The following is a 14,598-nucleotide window of genomic DNA, read 5'->3' as shown; positions in this document are numbered from 1 at the left end:
CGCCCGTCAGATGTGCAGGATGTATTCACGAACCAGTTTGCTGCCGAAATACGCCAACATCAGCAGGCAGAAACCGGCGAGGGTCCAGCGAATCGCCTTGTGACCGCGCCAGCCGAGACGATTGCGGCCCCACAGCAACACGCTGAACACGATCCAGGCCAGGCACGCCAGCAGGGTCTTGTGCACCAGATGCTGGGCGAACAGGTTCTCGACGAACAGCCAGCCGGAGATCAGCGACAGCGACAGCAGCGTCCAGCCGGCCCAGAGGAAGCCGAACAGCAGGCTTTCCATGGTTTGCAGCGGCGGGAAGTTCTTGATCAGGCCTGACGGGTGCTTGTGCTTGAGCTGGTGATCCTGCACCAGCAGGAGCAAGGCCTGAAACACCGCGATGGTGAACATGCCATAGGCGAGGATCGACAGCAGGATGTGAGCGAGAATGCCCGGCTCTTCGTCGATGATCTGCACGGTGCCCGCCGGGGCGAATTGCGCCAGCAGCACGGTGGCCGCGCCCAGCGGGAACAGCAGCACCAGCAGGTTTTCCACCGGGATCCGCGAGCAGGCCAGCAGTGTCAGGGCGATGACGGCGGCGGCGATCAGGCTGGCGGCGCTGAAGAAGTCCAGGCCCAGGCCGATCGGCGTCAACAGGTGCGTGAGCAGGCTGGCGCTGTGGGCGAGCACGGCGAGGACGCCGAGCGTAACCAGCAGGCGCTTGTTCGCCTTGGCGCCGGAGGCCAGGCGGGTGCCCTGATAAAGGGTCGCAGCGGCATAAAGAAGCGCGGCGGCGAGTGTGGTCAGCAAACTGGGTGACAAGGGGAGCATAAATCCTGTTAAGCAGGCCCGAAAGGCGCTGAGTTTGGCATAGAACCGTCATGCCACGAAAGTGCGAGGTGTCCGCCCGACGCAGTCTTCGCTATAATCCGCGACCTGCCCACGCCGCAGGCTCGCCGAGCACAAGTTGAATCCGGTCTGGGCCGCCATTATCCCGGTCTACACAGGGCCTGAAAGGATCGCGCAATGTTTGAAAACTTAACCGACCGTCTCTCGCAGACGCTGCGCCATGTCACCGGCAAGGCGAAGCTGACTGAAGACAATATCAAAGACACCCTGCGCGAAGTGCGCATGGCGTTGCTCGAAGCCGACGTCGCCCTGCCGGTGGTCAAGGACTTCGTCAATTCGGTCAAGGAGCGCGCTGTCGGCACCGAGGTGTCGCGCAGCCTGACGCCGGGCCAGGCGTTCGTGAAGATCGTCCAGGCCGAACTCGAAAGCCTGATGGGCGCGGCCAACGAAGACCTGAACCTGAGCGCCGTGCCGCCAGCGGTCATTCTGATGGCTGGTCTGCAGGGTGCCGGTAAAACCACCACGGCCGGCAAACTGGCGCGCTTCCTTAAAGAGCGCAAGAAGAAGTCGGTGATGGTCGTGTCGGCGGACGTTTACCGTCCTGCGGCTATTAAACAGCTGGAAACCCTGGCCAACGACATCGGTGTGACGTTCTTCCCGTCCGACCTGAGCCAGAAGCCGGTGGACATCGCCACCGCAGCTATTAAAGAAGCCAAACTGAAATTCATCGACGTGGTCATCGTCGACACCGCCGGTCGTTTGCACATCGACGAAGAGATGATGGGCGAGATCAAGGCGCTGCACGCCGCGATCAACCCGGTCGAAACGCTGTTCGTGGTCGACGCCATGACCGGTCAGGACGCCGCCAACACGGCCAAGGCCTTCGGTGATGCACTGCCGCTGACCGGTGTGATCCTGACCAAGGTCGACGGTGATGCCCGTGGGGGTGCCGCGTTGTCGGTTCGCGCAATCACTGGCAAGCCGATCAAGTTCATCGGTATGGGCGAGAAGAGCGAAGCGCTCGATCCGTTCCACCCTGAGCGTATTGCTTCGCGGATCCTCGGCATGGGCGACGTGCTCAGCCTGATCGAACAGGCCGAAGCGACCCTCGACAAGGACAAGGCCGATAAACTGGCCAAGAAGCTGAAGAAGGGCAAGGGCTTCGACCTCGAAGACTTCCGCGATCAGCTGCAACAAATGAAGAACATGGGCGGCCTCGGCGGGCTCATGGACAAACTGCCGAGCATCGGCGGCGTCAACCTGTCGCAAATGGGCAATGCCCAGAATGCTGCAGAGAAGCAGTTCAAACAGATGGAAGCCATCATCAACTCCATGACCCCGGCCGAGCGCCGCGACCCTGAGCTGATCAGCGGTTCGCGCAAGCGCCGGATCGCCATGGGTTCCGGCACTCAGGTGCAGGACATCGGCCGCTTGATCAAGCAGCACAAGCAGATGCAGAAGATGATGAAGAAATTCACCGCCAAAGGCGGAATGGCGAAAATGATGCGCGGCATGGGCGGTATGTTGCCCGGCGGCGGCATGCCCAAGATGTGAAGAATTTGCGCCGGTCGTCGCACCGGCGCAGACCCCGCAAGGACGCGGGATCAACAGCAAACCCGCACTCGGCGGGAGCTGACTGGCCGTTTTCATCGACGGCTCTATATGCAAATCCGCACGGCATGCCATAGGCGCCGGAAAAAGTCATTTGCAAAAGTCCGGATATTCCTTAGAATATGCGGCCTTTCGGGCACCCATGCCCGCTGTGCATTTAGATTTGCAGCACCGACTACAGGAACGATGTTCACATGCTAACAATCCGTCTTGCCCTTGGCGGCTCCAAAAAGCGCCCGTTTTACCACCTGACCGTAACCGACTCGCGTAACCCGCGTGACGGCTCCCACAAAGAACAGGTTGGTTTCTTCAACCCTGTTGCCCGTGGTCAGGAAATCCGTCTGTCCGTGAACCAAGAGCGCGTAGCCTACTGGCTGAGCGTTGGTGCACAGCCTTCTGAGCGTGTTGCTCAGTTGCTGAAGGAATCTGCCAAGGCTGCAGCCTGAGCAGTATGAGCGCGACGCCAGAAAAAGCTGATGACCTGATCGTTGTCGGCAAGATTTTTTCGGTTCACGGCGTTCGCGGCGAGGTGAAGGTCTTTTCCTTTACCGATCCGATTGAAAACCTGTTGGACTACCGCAACTGGACGCTTCGGCGCGAAGGCGTGGTGAAACAGGTCGAGCTGGTCAGCGGCCGATCCACTCAAAAGGATCTGGTTGCCAAGCTCAAAGGCCTCGACGATCGCGATGAAGCCCGTCTTCTGAGCGGTTATGAGATTTGCATCTCGCGAAGCCTTTTGCCCAACCTGACAGGCGACGAGTACTACTGGTACCAGTTGCAGGGTCTGAGCGTCATCAACCAGGACGAACAATTGTTCGGCAAGGTTGATCACCTGTTGGAGACCGGTGCGAACGATGTATTGGTGGTCAAGCCCTGCGCGGGCAGCCTGGATGATCGCGAGCGCTTGTTGCCTTATACAAAGCAATGCGTGCTGGCAATCGACCTGGATGCAGGCGTGATGAGGGTGGAATGGGACGCGGACTTCTAAGCAATGGCCAGCCTGCGCGTAGACGTCATTACGCTGTTCCCCGAGATGTTCTCGGCCATCAGTGAGTACGGCATTACCAGTCGTGCGGTCAAACAGGGGCTGTTGCAGCTGACCTGTTGGAATCCGCGGGATTACACGACGGATCGGCATCACACTGTGGACGATCGCCCGTTTGGCGGTGGTCCGGGCATGGTGATGAAGATCAAGCCCCTGGAAGATGCTCTGGTTCAGGCCAAGGCAGCAGCCGGGGAGGCGGCGAAGGTGATTTACCTGTCCCCCCAAGGCCGTCAACTGACTCAGTCGGCGGTACGCGAGTTGGCAAAATCGGATGCATTGATCCTGATTGCCGGCCGCTATGAAGGCATTGACGAGCGCTTTATTGAGGCTCATGTCGATGAAGAGTGGTCGATTGGTGACTATGTATTGTCTGGCGGCGAGCTGCCGGCCATGGTCATGATCGATGCGGTTACACGACTGCTGCCTGGAGCTTTAGGGCATGCGGATTCCGCTGAGGAAGATTCCTTTACGGATGGTCTGCTGGATTGCCCGCACTACACCCGACCTGAGGTGTATGCGGATCAGCGTGTTCCCGACGTGTTGCTAAGTGGCAATCACGCGCATATCCGGCGTTGGCGTTTACAGCAGTCCCTTGGTAGGACCTATGAACGACGCGCCGATCTTCTGGAAAGCCGCTCGCTTTCTGGAGAAGAGAAGAAGCTGCTCGAGGAATACATCCGCGAGCGGGACGATAGTTAACAACGTATCGATGGTAGATCAGTTGATTTACCTTAGGAGCACAGCATGACCAACAAAATCATCCTTGCACTCGAAGCAGAGCAGATGACCAAAGAAATCCCTACCTTTGCCCCAGGCGACACCATTGTCGTTCAGGTGAAAGTGAAGGAAGGCGATCGTTCCCGTCTGCAAGCGTTCGAAGGCGTTGTAATCGCCAAGCGTAACCGCGGCGTGAACAGTGCGTTCACCGTTCGTAAAATCTCCAACGGTGTTGGCGTAGAACGTACTTTCCAGACCTACTCCCCGCAGATCGACAGCATGGCTGTTAAACGTCGCGGTGACGTACGTAAAGCCAAGTTGTACTACCTGCGCGACCTGTCGGGTAAAGCAGCTCGCATCAAGGAAAAACTGGCTTAAGTCCAGCTTCCGATGCAGAAAAAAGCAGCCTACGGGCTGCTTTTTTGTTGCCCGCAATAAACTGTCCTCACTATGTAGGAGCTGCCGAAGGCTGCGATCTTTTGATCTTGCTTGTGTTTCGGGAGCCAGAAATCAGAGCCATTCTTCATGACTACCCGCGACCAGGAAATCGAACGCCGCACCGAACTCTCGGTGACTCGCGTGACCAAAGCCGTCTTCCCGCCGACCACCAACCACCACAACACCTTGTTCGGCGGCACCGCGCTGGCGTGGATGGACGAAGTGTCATTCATCACCGCCACGCGCTTCTGTCGCCTGCCGTTGGTGACCGTCTCTACTGACCGCATCGACTTCAATCACGCAATCCCGGCCGGCTCCATCGTCGAGCTGGTGGGCCGGGTGATCAAGGTCGGCAATACCAGCCTCAAGGTCGAGGTGGAAGTGTTCGTCGAGAGCATGAGCTGTGACGGGCGCGAGAAGGCGATCCACGGGCAGTTCAGCTTTGTGGCGATTGATGATGACAAGCGACCGGTGCCGGTGCTGCCGGGGTTTGCCGCCTGATCTGAAACCGGGTCGCGGCTATCGCGAGCAGGCTCACTCCTACAGTGTCCGCGTCGTACACAAAGGTGCGAACGACACAGATACTGTAGGAGTGAGCCTGCTCGCGATTCGATTTATCAGGCGCCGCTGGCTTCCGGCTGAATCAACGCCAACAACGTCCACCCGGCCCCCGGTTTCACCGTGGTCTCCGGCGTCACCACATGCACCCAGCCGCTGTCATCGCGCATGAACAGCAACGTCGCCCGATTGCCATGCAACGCCTGGTAATCCTCCCAACCAAATCCGTCCGTCAGTGTCGTGCTGTACAGCTCGGCGCCGTTGCTGATCAGGCTGGCCAGCTTGGCATAGGTCAGCGCCTCGCTCCCCAACTGATTGCCACGGTGCTCGAGGCTCGCGCGATGCTTGTCGCTGCGACGGCTTTCATGTCCGCTGGCCAGGCCAAACAAGCGTTGATGGCCGAAGTCGTGACGAAAGCGCATGGCCGCCAACGTATTGAGCTCGCCCGACGGCGACAGCGCCAGCAGATGCCCCAGCCCGACCAGGTCCAGATGCGCATCGGCGTGCTGCGAGGCCGGATTGCCAAAATACGTTGGCAAGCCTTCCATGCGTGCGGCGCGGATGTTCTCCCAGCTCGAATCGGTCAACAGCACCCGGCTGCCCAGTTGTTGCAGTGACTTGCCCAGCTCCCGCGCCGGACCGTTGGCGCCGACGATCAGGAAACCACTCGGCGCCGGCTCGGCCACGTTGAGCAAGCGAGCCAGTGGCCGAGCGGTGGCGCTTTGCAGGACCACGGTGCCGATGATCACTGCGAACGTCAGTGGCACCAGCAGCAGCGCGCCTTCATGCCCGGCTTCATCCAGGCGAATCGCGAAAATCGCCGACACCGCCGCTGCCACGATGCCGCGCGGGGCAATCCAGCACAGCAAGGCGCGCTCACGCCAGCTCAGGCTGGAGCCGGCGGTGCTCAGCAGCACGTTCAGCGGTCGGGCGATCAGTTGAATCACCAGCAGCAGAATCAGCACCAGAGGGCCGAGGCCGATCAGCGCATTCAGGTCCAGGCGCGCCGCCAGCAGAATGAACAGCCCGGAAATCAGCAGCACGCTGAGGTTTTCCTTGAAGTGCAGAATGTGCCGCACATCCACGCCCTTCATGTTTGCCAGCCACATGCCCATCAGCGTCACGGCCAGCAGGCCGGACTCGTGCATCACCTCATTGGAGGCAATGAAAATACCCAGCACCGCCGCCAGCGAGGCGAGGTTGTGCAGGTACTCCGGCAGCCACTGGCGGCGGATGACGGTGCCCAGCACAAAGCCACCGACGATGCCAAACACGCTGCCGCAGAGAATCACGCCACCGAAGGTCAGCAGACTCTGCTTGAGCCCATGGCCTTCGCCGCTGGCGATGATGAAGCTGTAGACCACCACCGCGAGCAGCGCACCGATCGGGTCGATGACAATGCCTTCCCATCGCAGGATGTTGGCAATCGAGGCTTTCGGCCGCACCACCCGCAGCATTGGCACGATCACCGTCGGGCCGGTCACCAGCGTCAGGCTGCCGAAGAGGATGGCGAGCAGCCAGTCGAAGCCGAGCAAGAAGTGCGTAGCAACGGCGATCACCACCCAGGTGACCAGGGCACCGAGGGTCACCAGGCGATGCACGACACTGCCGATCTCGCGCCACTCCGACAGGTGCAGGGTCAGGCTGCCCTCGAACAGGATCAGCGCCACTGCCAGCGAGACCAGTGGCATCAGCAGCGGGCCGAACATTTCCTGCGGATCGAGCCAGCCCAGCACCGGACCGGCAAGAATCCCGGTCAGCAGCAGAAACAGGATCGCCGGCAGCTTCAAGCGCCACGCCAGCCACTGGCAACCCAGCGCCGCGGCGCCAATCCCGCCAAATGCCAAGAGAATTTGCTGCTCGTTCATTGATGCTCCCTGTTCCTTGAAATTGCGGGCTATGAAAGACTAGCGGCCATTCCTACAGTTCACTCTACATTTGCGCGCAGTCCCTGAGGCTGTGTGTCTTGAGCGCCCATGCCTGCCATCGACCATCCGCTGATTGATCAATTCCTCGACGCCCTGTGGCTGGAAAAAGGCCTGTCCGACAACACCCGTGGTGCCTACCGCAGCGACCTGGCGCTGTTCAACGGCTGGCTGCAGGAGAAAAACCTGGAGCTGATCAATGCCGGTCGCGAGTTGATCCTCGATCATCTGGCCTGGCGTCTGGAACAGAACTACAAGCCGCGCTCCACGGCCCGGTTTCTCTCCGGTGTGCGTGGCTTTTATCGCTATCTGCTGCGGGAAAAGATGATCACAGTGGATCCGACGTTGCGCGTCGACATGCCGCAACTCGGCCGGCCGCTGCCCAAATCCCTGTCGGAAGCTGACGTCGAAGCGCTGCTCAGGGCGCCGGATCTGAGCGAAGCCATCGGCCAGCGTGATCGCGCCATGCTTGAAGTGCTGTATGCCTGCGGTCTGCGCGTGACCGAACTGGTGAGCCTGACCCTGGAGCAGGTCAACCTGCGTCAGGGCGTGCTGCGGGTGATGGGCAAGGGCAGCAAGGAACGGCTGGTGCCGATGGGCGAGGAGGCGATTGTCTGGATCGAGCGCTACATGCGCGATGGCCGCAGCGAGCTGCTCGGCGGGCGACCTAGCGATGTGCTGTTTCCCAGCCAGCGCGGCGAGCAGATGACGCGCCAGACGTTCTGGCACCGGATCAAGCATTGGGCCAAGGTCGCCGGGATCGGCAAAACGCTGTCGCCGCACACCTTGCGTCATGCGTTTGCCACGCACCTGCTCAACCACGGCGCGGATCTGCGGGTGGTGCAGATGCTGCTCGGCCACAGTGATCTGTCGACCACGCAGATCTACACCCATGTGGCGCGGGCGCGACTGCAGGACCTGCACGCCAAACATCACCCGCGCGGTTGATGAAAACCCCGCTTTTTGTGGCGAGGGAGCTTGCTCCCGCTGCGGCGCGAAGCGCGCCCAAAATCTGTCAGTCGCATCGGCTTGGCAGTCTTTGCGACTGCTGCGCAGCCGAGCGGGAGCAAGCTCCCTCGCCACGTGGTAATTCTGGTCACGTTGCAATGAATGTGTGGCGACAGGCGCATTCGGCCCTGCGAGCCTTATGTGTTAGGCTTTGCCGGTTTGCACGATGGACGGTTATGACCCGGTGTTCCGGCACGGGCGTTCTGACCGTTTCATTTGTCCGCCTTCAGGAGTTCTCATGCGTCTGACCCAGATTTTCGCCGCCGCAGCCATTGCGTTGGTCAGCACCTTTGCCGTCGCCGATGACGCGGCCGACAAAGCGATTCGTCAAAGCCTGGAAAAACTCGAACTCGAGGTTCCGGTAGAAAGCATCAGCGCCAGCCCGTTGCCGGGCATGTATGAAGTCAAGCTCAAGGGCAGCCGCGTGCTGTACGCCAGCGCCGACGGCCAGTACATCGTTCAGGGCTATCTGTTCCAGCTCAAGGACGGCAAACCGGTCAACCTGACCGAGAAGACCGAACGCCTGGGCATCTCCAAACTGATCAACGCCATTCCGGTGGCCGAAACCGTGGTGTATCCGGCCGTGGGCGAGACCAAATCGCACATCACCGTGTTCACCGACACCACCTGCCCGTACTGCCACAAGCTGCACGCTGAAGTGCCCGAGCTGAACAAGCGCGGCATCGAAGTGCGTTATGTGGCGTTCCCGCGTCAGGGCCTGGGTTCGCCAGGTGACGAGCAACTGCAAGCCGTGTGGTGCTCGAGCGACAAGAAAGCCGCCATGGACAAAATGGTCGATGGCAAGGAAATCAAGGCCGCCAAGTGCGCGAACCCGGTTTCCAAGCAGTTCGCCCTCGGTCAGTCGATCGGCGTGAATGGCACACCGGCCATCGTTTTGGCCGACGGACAGGTCATTCCGGGCTACCAGCCGGCGCCACAAGTCGCCAAACTGGCACTGGGCGCCAAGTAATTCGCATCGTCACGGTCAGCCGTGACGATCATGGTCCGGCGGTAACATCGCCGGGCCATTAATAGAGAGCCGCGAGCACGCGGTTGTTTTCCGGCCGACCTTGCGTCGGCCGTTTCATGGGGAGTTCACAGTGAATCCGGTCAAAGTAGGCATCTGTGGGTTAGGGACCGTCGGTGGCGGTACCTTCAACGTACTTCAGCGCAACGCCGAGGAAATTGCTCGTCGTGCCGGGCGTGGAATCGAAGTGGCACAAATTGCCATGCGCACGCCAAAGCCTCAGTTCCAGACGACCGGTATTGCGATTACCAACGATGTCTTCGAAGTGGCCACGAACCCTGAGATCGACATCGTCATAGAGCTGATGGGCGGCTACACCGTTGCCCGCGAGCTGGTACTCAAGGCCATCGAGAATGGCAAGCATGTGGTCACCGCGAACAAGGCACTGATCGCCGTTCACGGTAATGAGATTTTCGCCAAGGCACGCGAGAAAGGCGTGATCGTGGCGTTCGAAGCGGCGGTGGCCGGTGGCATTCCGGTGATCAAGGCGATCCGTGAAGGCCTGTCCGCCAACCGCATCAACTGGGTCGCCGGGATCATCAACGGCACCGGCAACTTCATCCTCACCGAAATGCGCGAGAAGGGTCGCACCTTCGAAGACGTGCTCGCCGAAGCGCAAGCGCTGGGCTACGCCGAAGCCGATCCGACTTTCGACGTCGAAGGCATCGACGCGGCACACAAGCTGACGATTCTGGCGTCGATCGCGTTCGGCATTCCGCTGCAATTCGACAAGGCTTACACCGAAGGCATCACCAAGCTGACCACCGCTGACGTCAACTACGCCGAAGCGCTGGGCTATCGCATCAAGCACCTCGGCGTGGCCCGCAGCACCGCTGCCGGCATCGAGCTGCGCGTCCATCCGACGCTGATCCCGGCCGATCGTCTGATCGCCAACGTCAACGGCGTGATGAACGCGGTGATGGTCAACGGTGACGCTGCCGGTTCGACGCTGTTCTACGGCGCCGGTGCCGGCATGGAGCCGACCGCGTCGTCGGTGATCGCTGACCTGGTGGACGTGGTTCGCGCGATGACCTCTGACCCGGAAAACCGCGTACCGCACCTGGCCTTCCAGCCGGATTCGCTGTCGGCCCATCCGATCCTGCCGATCGAAGCCTGCGAAAGCGCCTACTACCTGCGCATTCAGGCCAAGGACCATCCGGGCGTACTGGCCCAGGTGGCGAGCATCCTCTCGGAGCGCGGCATCAACATCGAGTCGATCATGCAGAAGGAAGTCGAAGAACACGACGGTCTGGTGCCGATGATCCTGCTGACCCACCGCGTGGTCGAGCAGCGCATCAACGATGCGATCACCGCCCTCGAAGCGCTGGCCGGCGTCAACGGTCCGGTTGTACGGATTCGTGTCGAGCACCTGAACTAAGTCGCCCTCATTGACCGGGCCCGTGCGCGGGCCCGGCATTGCGAATACTCTGCATTGGAGTCAGTCATGCGTTACATCAGTACCCGCGGCCAGGCACCGGCCCTGAATTTCGAAGACGTCCTGCTGGCCGGTCTCGCCACCGACGGCGGTTTGTACGTCCCGGAAAACCTGCCACGTTTCACCCAGGAAGAAATCGCTTCCTGGGCCGGCCTGCCGTATCACGAGCTGGCTTTCCGCGTCATGCGCCCGTTTGTCACCGGCAGCATTCCTGACGCCGATTTCAAAAAGATTCTCGAAGAAACCTACGGCGTGTTCTCGCACAGCGCCGTTGCGCCGCTGCGTCAGTTGAACGGCAACGAATGGGTGCTGGAGCTGTTCCACGGCCCGACCCTGGCGTTCAAGGACTTCGCCCTGCAACTGCTCGGTCGTCTGCTCGACTACGTGCTGGAAAAGCGCGGCGAGCGCGTGGTGATTGTCGGCGCCACCTCTGGTGATACCGGTTCGGCTGCCATCGAAGGCTGCAAGCATTGCGAAAACGTCGACATTTTCATCCTGCACCCGCACAACCGCGTGTCCGAAGTGCAGCGTCGGCAGATGACCACCATTTTCGGTGAGAACATCCACAACATCGCCATCGAAGGCAACTTCGACGACTGCCAGGAAATGGTCAAGAACAGCTTCGCTGACCAGAGCTTCCTCAAGGGCACGCGCCTGGTGGCGGTGAACTCGATCAACTGGGCGCGGATCATGGCCCAGATCGTTTATTACTTCCACGCCGCCCTGCAGCTGGGCGGCCCGGCGCGTTCGGTGGCGTTCTCGGTACCGACCGGCAACTTCGGCGACATCTTCGCCGGTTACCTGGCGCGCAACATGGGCCTGCCGATCAACCAGTTGATCGTCGCCACCAACCGCAACGACATCCTGCACCGCTTCATGAGCGGCAACCAGTACGTCAAGGAAACCCTGCACGCTACGCTGTCGCCGTCGATGGACATCATGGTCTCGTCGAACTTCGAACGCCTGCTGTTCGACCTGCACGGCCGCAATGGTGCGGCGATTGCCGGGCTGATGGATTCGTTCAAGCAGGGCGGTGGTTTCAGCGTCGAGCAAGAGCGCTGGACCGAAGCACGTAAGCTGTTCGACTCTCTGGCCGTGGACGACGCGCAAACCTGCGAAACCATTGCCGACGTCTACGCGCAGTGCGGTGAAGTGCTGGATCCGCACACGGCCATCGGCGTGCGTGCTGCCCGCGAATGCCGTCGTAGCCTGGACATCCCGATGGTGATCCTGGGAACCGCGCATCCGGTTAAATTCCCGGACGCCGTGGAGAAAGCGGGTGTAGGAAAAGCTCTCGAACTGCCTGCACATCTTTCTGATTTGTTTGAGCGAAACGAGCGCTGCACCGTTCTGCCAAACGAGCTGAAAGCCGTACAGGCCTTTGTCAGCCAGCATGGCAACCGCGGCAAGCCGCTGTAAGCTGAAAAAGCTGTCACATTTTGAAGCCCGTCTCCTGACGGGCTTTTTTGTTTCTGCTGCCACACTGCTCGGGTTTTCGCCCATGAAGGACGGGTGAGTCGATCACGAAGGAAGTGGCAATGCTGTTTGAACGAGCAATTAAACCAGCCCTGAGCTGGCTTCTGTTGTTGTGCCTGAGTGGAATGGTCCGCGGGGGCATGGCGGCGCAAATGGTGCTGCACGAACAAGTGCAGGCACAGAAGATCGAGAGGATTGAGTTGGACGAGCGCGAGCGGCGCTGGATACGTGACAACCCCCGCGTGACGGTCGCTTCGGTGCAATACCCCCTGTACCTGTTTCAGGACGAACACGGGCACTGGATTGGCTTGAACAGCGATGTGCTCAAGCGCATCACTGCCATGACCGGTTTGCAGTTTGTGCATGAGGAATCGTTTTCCACCGATCAGATGCTGGAGCGTCTGCAAAGCGGCGCGGCCGATCTGAGTACGACCCTGGCCATGAATGATCAGCGCAAAACGTTCCTCGATTTCAGTCACGCGTTCGGCGGCGCCGGCTGGGTGTTCGTCGGGCACAGGGATCAGCCGGCGATCCAGTCGCTGGAGCAGTTGGTCAAGCGGGTGTTGGTACTGCCCGCAAGGCACGCGCTGGAAGAAGTGATTCGCCGCGAATACCCGTCAATCGAGATTCTGTCGGTCAAGACCTATGCCGAAGCGCGGGCGCTGGTCGAGAGCGGTGAGGCCTACGCCACCATCGAAAATGAAATCGGCGCGCAGCTGTTTCCTTCCGGCTTGCTCAAGGTCGGCGCTTTGGTCGAAGGGCGCTGGGAAGCTGATCACCTGGCCGTGCGCAAAGGCATGCCCGAACTGGTGAGTATCCTCAACAAGGCCCTGGGTGCCTTTCCCCCCGCAGAACTGCGTGCGATCCGCCTGAAATGGCTGAGCGGGGTCGCTCCGCCGGCGCCGCGTTCGCCGTGGGACGAGATCGTCAATTGGGGTTTTTGGGGAATGGGTGGGCTCGGCGGCTTCGGGCTGCTGTCACTGCTCTGGAATCGGCGGCTGACGGCGGTCATCCGGCAACGCTGCGAAGCCGAAAAACTCTTGGGCGACCAGTTGGCCTTCCAGCACGCGTTGATCGATGCGATGCCGGATCCGGTCTTCGTGCGCGATCTGCAAGGACGCCTGGTGATGTGCAATCGAAGCTATGAAGAGGCGCTGTCTATCCGCTTCGAGCAGACGCAGGGCCGGCTGCTGTTCGAAGTCGACACGCTGCCCGAAGCCACGGCCCGCATGCTGCACGACGAGTTCATGGTGCAGATGCACACGCGCAAGGCTCGCTTCAGCCAACGCCAGTTGGCATTCAAGAGCGGCCCCAAGTCGATCTATCAGTGGACCGTGCCGTTTTACAGCGCCGACGGAGAGTTGCGCGGTCTGCTCGGCGGCTGGATCGACATCAGTCAGCGCCGCGCGCAAAGCGGTTGCCAATGTCCGCCGTGAAGAAGGGAAATATCCTATGCGATGCGGCGCCTTTTCCGATGGGAGGCTGAGGACGGCTCCCCTAGAGTGAACGGCCAATGCGGCGAAAGTCCGCCACCGCCGTTTCCGAGGTCGCCGATGCGCTCGTTAAAAGTCCTGATACTTGAACCCAATCCGTTCCAACTGATGGCCTTGCATCAGATGCTCAATGCCATCGGCATCTACGACGTACTCACCGCGCCGACACTGGCCTCGGCGCTGGTTTCCCTGGGCCATCGTGGTGCCGTGGACATCGCGATCTGCGATCCGCAGCTCAAAGGCGGTGACGGCCTGGCATTGATCCGCCACCTGGCAGCACAGCGTCAGGCACGCGGGCTGATTCTGCTGGGGCCGGTGGCGGCAGGCTTGCTGGCCGATCTCGAGCGCTCGCTGCAGGGGCATGAGCCGATATTGCTGGGGCGCCTGCATACGCCGGTGTCGGCCGTCCTGATGAGAAGCCTGCTGGATACGTACATGGCGTCCAGGGAACTGCCGGTCATCGCTTGAGCCGGGTGGATATTTTTCTGTCATCTTCAGCGTGCATGCTCTGACAGACCGGTAACTGCTCAGGGAGGAGCCCGGTATTCAGAACTTTCTTCTCGGGCCGGTGGTCATTTATTGTGGACACGCCCCAGGCACAATGTTTTCGGACTATTGAGTGGAGATCGAGATGGAAAGTATCAGTCTATTGCTCGGTGAGGCTCTGAGCCCGTATGAGGTAACGTTGACTCCTTGTGGCGCCCATGGCGAATGCCTGGTGACGCTCAAGAACAGCAACGGCGCCCTCGTGGTGGAGCGAGAATTCAATCAGGCGCAGTTGAGCGACAAGCGTCTGCTGACCGATGTGGTCGATGGTTTGCACCGCGACGTCCTGATCGCCGAAGGGCGACTGGAACCTTGTGTCATTGCGGCCTTGCGCAACGCGGCACTGGACAAGCGCGCGGCCCTGTGAAGATGAAATATTTTTTGTGGGAACCTTCCTGCATCCCTGTCAGTCAGACCCCATAACAGCAGGATCAAGCATTGTGCTCCGGTGCTTGTCGCTTGCTGCTACGGGTCTTTATGTA

The 14,598-nt window shown here is 60.4% G+C and carries 15 protein-coding genes; 13 read left to right on the top strand and 2 right to left on the bottom strand.

Features of this window, described 5'->3' with window-relative positions; translation table 11 throughout:
* Positions 1 to 6 precede the first annotated feature (6 nt).
* Entirely contained in the window at positions 7 to 819 is an 813-nt protein-coding gene (gene ccsA / locus J5M57_RS03530) for a cytochrome c biogenesis protein CcsA (RefSeq protein WP_064586117.1), read from the bottom strand.
* Between the two features lie 195 nt (positions 820 to 1,014).
* On the opposite strand from ccsA, the gene ffh reads away from it, so the two are divergent.
* From ffh to J5M57_RS03500, 6 genes are all read left to right on the top strand, one after another.
* Complete coding sequence (gene ffh, locus J5M57_RS03525; RefSeq protein ID WP_008081630.1) at positions 1,015 to 2,391, top strand: signal recognition particle protein; 1,377 nt, start codon at positions 1,015 to 1,017, stop codon at positions 2,389 to 2,391.
* Positions 2,392 to 2,642: 251 nt separating this feature from the next.
* On the top strand, positions 2,643 to 2,894 hold the full coding sequence (gene rpsP, locus J5M57_RS03520) for a 30S ribosomal protein S16 (protein ID WP_003185073.1): 252 nt from the start codon (positions 2,643 to 2,645) through the stop codon (positions 2,892 to 2,894).
* 5 nt (positions 2,895 to 2,899) lie between these two features.
* A complete protein-coding gene (rimM, locus tag J5M57_RS03515) occupies positions 2,900 to 3,436 on the top strand; it encodes a ribosome maturation factor RimM (RefSeq protein ID WP_207847387.1) in 537 nt (178 codons plus the stop codon).
* A 3-nt stretch (positions 3,437 to 3,439) separates the two neighbouring features.
* Positions 3,440 to 4,192, top strand: a complete 753-nt coding sequence (trmD, locus tag J5M57_RS03510; RefSeq protein WP_003221981.1) for a tRNA (guanosine(37)-N1)-methyltransferase TrmD — start codon at positions 3,440 to 3,442, stop codon at positions 4,190 to 4,192.
* A gap of 45 nt (positions 4,193 to 4,237) precedes the next feature.
* Positions 4,238 to 4,588 carry a 50S ribosomal protein L19 gene (gene rplS, locus J5M57_RS03505; RefSeq protein WP_003175895.1) on the top strand — a complete coding sequence of 117 codons (351 nt, stop codon included), beginning with the start codon at positions 4,238 to 4,240 and terminating at the stop codon, positions 4,586 to 4,588.
* Between the two features lie 147 nt (positions 4,589 to 4,735).
* Complete coding sequence (locus J5M57_RS03500; protein ID WP_064586120.1) at positions 4,736 to 5,149, top strand: acyl-CoA thioesterase; 414 nt, start codon at positions 4,736 to 4,738, stop codon at positions 5,147 to 5,149.
* 116 nt (positions 5,150 to 5,265) lie between these two features.
* Here J5M57_RS03500 and J5M57_RS03495 read toward each other — a convergent pair whose 3' ends face one another.
* Positions 5,266 to 7,074 (bottom strand): sodium:proton antiporter, encoded by a 1,809-nt coding sequence (locus J5M57_RS03495; RefSeq protein ID WP_169843188.1) that lies wholly within the window; start codon positions 7,072 to 7,074, stop codon positions 5,266 to 5,268.
* A gap of 108 nt (positions 7,075 to 7,182) precedes the next feature.
* Between J5M57_RS03495 and xerD the strand changes: the two genes are divergently transcribed.
* The 7 genes from xerD (at position 7,183) to J5M57_RS03460 (ending at position 14,483) form a co-directional block, all read left to right on the top strand.
* Positions 7,183 to 8,079, top strand: coding sequence for a site-specific tyrosine recombinase XerD (gene xerD, locus J5M57_RS03490; RefSeq protein ID WP_207847385.1), 897 nt, complete (start codon positions 7,183 to 7,185; stop codon positions 8,077 to 8,079).
* A 298-nt stretch (positions 8,080 to 8,377) separates the two neighbouring features.
* Positions 8,378 to 9,109: a bifunctional protein-disulfide isomerase/oxidoreductase DsbC gene (gene dsbC / locus J5M57_RS03485; protein ID WP_064586123.1), complete on the top strand. Its 732-nt coding sequence runs from the start codon at positions 8,378 to 8,380 to the stop codon at positions 9,107 to 9,109.
* A 130-nt stretch (positions 9,110 to 9,239) separates the two neighbouring features.
* Positions 9,240 to 10,544 (top strand): homoserine dehydrogenase, encoded by a 1,305-nt coding sequence (locus tag J5M57_RS03480; RefSeq protein WP_064586124.1) that lies wholly within the window; start codon positions 9,240 to 9,242, stop codon positions 10,542 to 10,544.
* Between the two features lie 66 nt (positions 10,545 to 10,610).
* Positions 10,611 to 12,020, top strand: coding sequence for a threonine synthase (gene thrC / locus J5M57_RS03475; protein WP_064586125.1), 1,410 nt, complete (start codon positions 10,611 to 10,613; stop codon positions 12,018 to 12,020).
* Between the two features lie 119 nt (positions 12,021 to 12,139).
* The gene (locus J5M57_RS03470) at positions 12,140 to 13,513 is read left to right on the top strand and encodes a transporter substrate-binding domain-containing protein (protein WP_207847383.1); all 1,374 of its coding nucleotides are present in this window, start codon (positions 12,140 to 12,142) and stop codon (positions 13,511 to 13,513) included.
* Positions 13,514 to 13,630: 117 nt separating this feature from the next.
* A complete protein-coding gene (locus J5M57_RS03465; protein ID WP_169843191.1) occupies positions 13,631 to 14,038 on the top strand; it encodes a response regulator in 408 nt (135 codons plus the stop codon).
* 163 nt (positions 14,039 to 14,201) lie between these two features.
* Entirely contained in the window at positions 14,202 to 14,483 is a 282-nt protein-coding gene (locus J5M57_RS03460) for a DUF3509 domain-containing protein (RefSeq protein ID WP_169843192.1), read from the top strand.
* Positions 14,484 to 14,598: the final 115 nt, after the last annotated feature.

Origin of the sequence: Pseudomonas sp. 86_A (assembly GCF_017491705.1) — a bacterium.
Taxonomy (GTDB): domain Bacteria; phylum Pseudomonadota; class Gammaproteobacteria; order Pseudomonadales; family Pseudomonadaceae; genus Aquipseudomonas; species Aquipseudomonas koreensis.
The sequence above is the reverse complement of the archived record's forward strand: the minus strand, read 5'-3'. Positions and strand labels throughout refer to the sequence as shown.

Coding starts and splice junctions, on each gene's coding strand:
- xerD (WP_207847385.1), top strand. CDS start 7,183: ATGCCTGCCATCGACCATCCGCTGATTGATCAATTCCTCGACGCCCTG.
- trmD (WP_003221981.1), top strand. CDS start 3,440: ATGGCCAGCCTGCGCGTAGACGTCATTACGCTGTTCCCCGAGATGTTC.
- rpsP (WP_003185073.1), top strand. CDS start 2,643: ATGCTAACAATCCGTCTTGCCCTTGGCGGCTCCAAAAAGCGCCCGTTT.
- thrC (WP_064586125.1), top strand. CDS start 10,611: ATGCGTTACATCAGTACCCGCGGCCAGGCACCGGCCCTGAATTTCGAA.
- J5M57_RS03495 (WP_169843188.1), bottom strand. CDS start 7,074: ATGAACGAGCAGCAAATTCTCTTGGCATTTGGCGGGATTGGCGCCGCG.
- rimM (WP_207847387.1), top strand. CDS start 2,900: ATGAGCGCGACGCCAGAAAAAGCTGATGACCTGATCGTTGTCGGCAAG.
- dsbC (WP_064586123.1), top strand. CDS start 8,378: ATGCGTCTGACCCAGATTTTCGCCGCCGCAGCCATTGCGTTGGTCAGC.
- ffh (WP_008081630.1), top strand. CDS start 1,015: ATGTTTGAAAACTTAACCGACCGTCTCTCGCAGACGCTGCGCCATGTC.
- ccsA (WP_064586117.1), bottom strand. CDS start 819: ATGCTCCCCTTGTCACCCAGTTTGCTGACCACACTCGCCGCCGCGCTT.
- J5M57_RS03500 (WP_064586120.1), top strand. CDS start 4,736: ATGACTACCCGCGACCAGGAAATCGAACGCCGCACCGAACTCTCGGTG.
- rplS (WP_003175895.1), top strand. CDS start 4,238: ATGACCAACAAAATCATCCTTGCACTCGAAGCAGAGCAGATGACCAAA.
- J5M57_RS03465 (WP_169843191.1), top strand. CDS start 13,631: ATGCGCTCGTTAAAAGTCCTGATACTTGAACCCAATCCGTTCCAACTG.
- J5M57_RS03460 (WP_169843192.1), top strand. CDS start 14,202: ATGGAAAGTATCAGTCTATTGCTCGGTGAGGCTCTGAGCCCGTATGAG.
- J5M57_RS03470 (WP_207847383.1), top strand. CDS start 12,140: ATGCTGTTTGAACGAGCAATTAAACCAGCCCTGAGCTGGCTTCTGTTG.